Here is a 4989-nt window from a genome sequence, read left to right on the forward strand (position 1 = left end):
TTCATGGCCACGCGCTTGCCGCGCACCAGGGCCCAGACTTCGCTGTCCAGGGCCGCATGGCTGGCGGCGACGAAGCCCATGGCCACGGGCGCGCCCAGGCTGGGGCCGAAGCCGCCGCTGCAGACGCGGCCAATCACGCTGCCGTCGGCGTCGACGATCTCGGCACCTTCGCGCACCGGTACGCGCTCCAGGGGCAGCAGGCCGACGCGCTTGCCGGTCACGCCGTCGCGCTGTTGCTCGAGGATGCGCTCGGCGCCGGGGAAACCACCGGCACGGGCGCCATCGGCGCGACGTGCCTTGGAGATGGCCCAGGCCAGGCTGGCCTCGATCGGCGTGGTCGCGGTGCTCATGTCATGGCCATAGAGGCACAGGCCGGCTTCCAGGCGCAGCGAGTCGCGGGCGCCGAGGCCGATGGGCTGGACTTCCGGCTGGGCCAGCAGCGCACGGGCCAGGGCTTCGGCCTGGGCCACGGGGACGGAGATCTCGTAACCGTCTTCGCCGGTATAGCCGGAGCGGCTGACGAAGCATTCCACGCCTTCCAGGCGCACGCTGCCGAACTGCATGAAGGTCATGCCCTTCACCTTCGGTGCGAGGCGGCCGAGCACCTCGGCGGCCTTGGGACCCTGCAGCGCCAGCAGCGCGCGGGATTCGAACAGCGACTCGATCTGGCACTGGCCGGCCAGGTGCTGTTGCAGGTGGGCCAGGTCCTGCTCTTTGCAGGCGGCATTGACCACCACGAACAGCTCGTCCTCGGCCAGGCGGGCCACCATCAGGTCGTCGAGGATGCCGCCGTTGTCGTCGGTGAACATGGCGTAGCGCTGCATGCCCACCGGCAGGTCGAGGATATCCACCGGCACCAGGCTTTCCAGCGCCCGGGCCGCATTGGCGCCACGCAGGATGATCTGGCCCATGTGGGAGACGTCGAACAGGCCGGCCTGTTCACGGGTGTGCAGGTGCTCCTTGAGCACGCCGAGCGGGTATTGCACCGGCATGTCGTAGCCGGCGAAGGGCACCATGCGTGCGCCGAGTTCGAGGTGCAGGGCGTGCAGCGGGGTCTTGGCGAGGGTTTCGGTAGTCACGCGGAATCTCCAGTAGGGTGCGCCATGCGCACCGATGAACGTCTGTGGTGCGCGCGGCGCACCCTACGGACGGCTGATCAGCATTCGATGATGTTCACCGCCAGCCCACCGCGGGCGGTTTCCTTGTATTTGCTCTTCATGTCGGCGCCGGTCTGGCGCATGGTGCGGATCACCTTGTCCAGCGAGATGAAGTGCTGGCCGTCGCCACGCAGGGCCATGCGCGCGGCGTTGATCGCCTTCACCGAACCCATGGCGTTGCGCTCGATGCAGGGCACCTGGACCAGCCCGCCGACCGGGTCGCAGGTCAGGCCGAGGTTGTGTTCCATGCCGATCTCGGCGGCGTTCTCCACCTGCTGCGGGGTGCCGCCCATGACTTCGCAGAGCGCGCCGGCGGCCATCGAGCAGGCCACGCCCACCTCGCCCTGGCAGCCGACTTCGGCGCCGGAGATCGAGGCGTTCTCCTTGTAGAGGATGCCGATGGCGGCGGCGGTGAGCAGGAAGCGCTGCACGCCCTCCTCGTCCGCTCCCGGCACGAAGCGCGTGTAGTAATGCAGAACCGCCGGGACTATGCCCGCCGCGCCATTGGTGGGCGCCGTGACCACGCGGCCGCCGCTGGCGTTCTCCTCGTTCACCGCCAGGGCGTAGAGGTTGACCCAGTCCAGCACGCTGAGGCTGTCGCGCAGATTGGCTTCCGGCCGTTCGCTGAGCTGGCGATGGAGCGCGGCGGCGCGGCGCTTGACCTTGAGCCCGCCGGGCATGATGCCCTCATTGCGGCAGCCGGCCTTCACGCAGTCCTGCATCACCTGCCAGATGTGCAGCAAGCCACGCCGGGTCTGCTGCACCGGACGCCAGGCGGTTTCGTTCTCCGCCATCAGCTGGCTGATGGACAGGCCGTGGACAGTGCATTGCTCCAGCAGTTCTTTCGCGGTGCGGAAGGGGTAACGCAGCGGCGTGCGGTCTTCGACGACTCGGTCGACGCCCACCGCTTCCTCGTCCACCACGAAGCCGCCGCCCACCGAGTAGTACTCGCGCGAACGGACCTGCAGGCCGGCGTCGTCGAAGGCGCGGAAGACCATGCCGTTGGGGTGGTAGGGGAGCGGCTTGCGGATCATCGCCAGGTGCTCCTTCTCCACGAAGCGGATGGGCTTTTCCCCCAGCAGGTTGATCGCGCCGCTACTGCGGATGGTTGCCAGGCGCGCATCCACGGTACCGGTATCCACCAGGTCCGGGTACTCGCCCTCCAGCCCCAGCAGCACGGCCTTGTCGCTGCCGTGGCCCTTGCCGGTGGCGCCGAGGGAGCCGTAAAGCTCCGCCTTCACGCTCGCCACCCGGCCCAGCAGCCCGTCCGACTTCAGCCCGAGGACGAAGCGCGAGGCGGCACGCATCGGCCCCACGGTGTGGGAGCTGGAGGGGCCGATGCCCACTTTGAACAGATCGAAAACGCTTAGCGACATATCTCGACTCCCAGAAAGCCCTGCCGGCGGTCAGGCCGGATACACCGGGAAACGCGCGCAGAGCGCCGCCACCTGCCTGGCCACCTGCGCCTCGACATCGGCATCGCCGAGGTGGTCGAGGATGTCGCAGATCCAGCTGGCCAGGGCGCGGCACTCTGGCACCTGGAAGCCACGGGTGGTCACCGCCGGGGTGCCGATGCGCAGGCCGGAAGTGACGAAGGGCGATTGCGGGTCGTTGGGCACGGCGTTCTTGTTCACCGTGATGCCGGCACGGCCGAGGGCGGCGTCGGCGTCCTTTCCGGTGATGCCCTGGCGGATCAGGCTGACCAGGAACAGGTGGTTGTCGGTGCCGCCGGAAACCACGTCATAGCCGCGCTCCATGAACACCTTGGCCATGGCCTGGGCGTTCTTGATCACCTGGGCCTGGTAGTCCTTGAAGGACGGGTCCAGCGCCTCCTTGAAACACACCGCCTTGGCGGCGATCACGTGCATCAGCGGACCGCCCTGCCCGCCCGGGAACACCGCGGCGTTGAGCTTCTTCTCCAGCTCCGGATTGGCGCAGGCGAGGATCAGGCCGCCGCGAGGGCCGCGCAGGGTCTTGTGAGTAGTAGTGGTGACCACGTCCGCATAAGGCAGCGGATTCGGGTACAGGCCGGCGGCTACCAGGCCCGCGACGTGGGCCATGTCGACGAAGAGGTAGGCGCCCACCTTGTCGGCGATGGCGCGAAAGCGCGGGAAGTCCAGGGTCTTCGAATAGGCGGAGAAGCCGGCGACGATGATCTTCGGCTTGTGCTCGAGGGCCAGGCGCTCCACTTCGTCGTAGTCGATCAGGCCGTTGCCGTCGATGCCGTACTGCACCGCGTTGTACAGCTTGCCCGAGGACGACACCTTGGCGCCGTGGGTCAGGTGGCCGCCATGGGCCAGGCTCATGCCGAGGATGGTGTCGCCGGCTTGCAGCAGCGCCAGGTAGACCGCCGCGTTGGCCTGGGAACCGGAGTGCGGCTGGACGTTGGCGTAGTCGGCGCCGAACAGCGCCTTGGCGCGGTCGATAGCCAACTGCTCCACCACATCCACGTACTCGCAGCCGCCATAGTAGCGCTTGCCCGGATAGCCCTCGGCGTACTTGTTGGTCAGCTCAGTGCCCTGGGCCTGCATCACCTGCGGGCTGGTGTAGTTCTCCGAGGCGATCAGCTCGATATGGTCTTCCTGGCGCTGGGCCTCGCGGCGGATGGCGTCGAACAGTGCAGGGTCGAAATCGGACAGGGTGAGGCTCTTGTGGAACATGGTCGGTTTCCTTCTTGTTCGGTAAGGGGGCAGTGACCTTGTGGGGGCGAATTCATTCGCTGAGCAGGCCGCAGGCCTGCCCGAGCAAGTCTTCAGGGGGCTGCTGCGCAGCCCATAGCGAATGAATTCGCCGCGCCAGCGGTGGTCAGGCGTCCTGGTACACCGCCATCGGCGGGCAGGCGCAAGCCAGGTTGCGGTCGCCATAGACGTTGTCCACGCGGCCCACCGGCGGCCAGTACTTGGCCTCTTCCAGCGACGGCAGCGGATACACCGCCAGCTCGCGGCTGTAGGGGTGGGTCCACTCGCCCACCAGTTCGGCGGCGGTGTGCGGGGCGTTCTTCAGCGGGTTGTCCTCGGCGTCCAGCTCGCCACGTTCCACCGCGCGGATTTCCTCGCGGATGCGGATCATGGCCTCGCAGAAGCGGTCCAGCTCCTCCTTCGACTCGCTCTCGGTGGGTTCCACCATCAGGGTGCCGGCCACTGGGAAGGACATGGTCGGGGCGTGGAAGCCGAAGTCGATCAGGCGCTTGGCCACGTCGTCGACGCTGATACCACTGCTCTCCTTGAGCGGACGCAGGTCGAGGATGCACTCGTGGGCCACCAGGCCGTTCTCGCCGGTGTAGAGCACCGGGTAGTGCTCCTCCAGGCGGCGGGCGATGTAGTTGGCGCTGAGGATCGCCAGCTGCGAGGCACGCTTGAGGCCTTCGCCGCCCATCATGCGGATGTACATCCAGGTGATGGGCAGGATGCTGGCACTGCCGAAGGGCGCCGCACTCACCGCGCCGAGCTTGTGCTCCATGTGGCCGTGGCCGGGCAGGAAGGGCGCGAGATGGGATTTCACGCCGATCGGGCCGACGCCCGGGCCGCCGCCGCCGTGGGGGATGCAGAAGGTCTTGTGCAGGTTGAGGTGGGACACGTCGCCGCCGAACTGGCCCGGGGCGCAGAGGCCGACCATGGCGTTCATGTTGGCGCCGTCGATGTACACCTGGCCGCCGTTGTCGTGGATGATCGCGCAGATTTCGCGGATGCCTTCCTCGAACACGCCGTGGGTAGACGGGTAGGTGATCATCAGTGCGGCCAGGCGCTCCTTGTGCTCCTCGGCCTTGGCCTTGAGGTCGGCGATGTCCACGTTGCCGCGGGCGTCGCAGGCGGTCACCACCACGCGCATGCCG

Annotated in this window: 3 protein-coding genes and 1 pseudogene; all 4 read right to left on the reverse strand. The window is 67.8% G+C overall.

Annotated elements, in window-relative coordinates:
* On the reverse strand, positions 1-1079 hold a 1079-nt coding region (gene gcvT, locus E8F11_RS14865; protein WP_280289596.1), incomplete at its 3' end, for a glycine cleavage system aminomethyltransferase GcvT.
* A gap of 77 nt (positions 1080-1156) precedes the next feature.
* The gene (locus tag E8F11_RS14870) at positions 1157-2533 is read right to left on the reverse strand and encodes an L-serine ammonia-lyase (RefSeq protein WP_280289597.1); all 1377 of its coding nucleotides are present in this window, start codon (positions 2531-2533) and stop codon (positions 1157-1159) included.
* Between the two features lie 30 nt (positions 2534-2563).
* Positions 2564-3817, reverse strand: a complete 1254-nt coding sequence (glyA, locus tag E8F11_RS14875) for a serine hydroxymethyltransferase (RefSeq protein WP_280289598.1) — start codon at positions 3815-3817, stop codon at positions 2564-2566.
* Between the two features lie 145 nt (positions 3818-3962).
* Positions 3963-4989, reverse strand: a pseudogene (locus E8F11_RS14880) (glycine dehydrogenase (aminomethyl-transferring)); the annotation flags it as partial.

This window comes from Pseudomonas sp. BN417 (genome assembly GCF_029871205.1).
GTDB lineage: Bacteria > Pseudomonadota > Gammaproteobacteria > Pseudomonadales > Pseudomonadaceae > Metapseudomonas.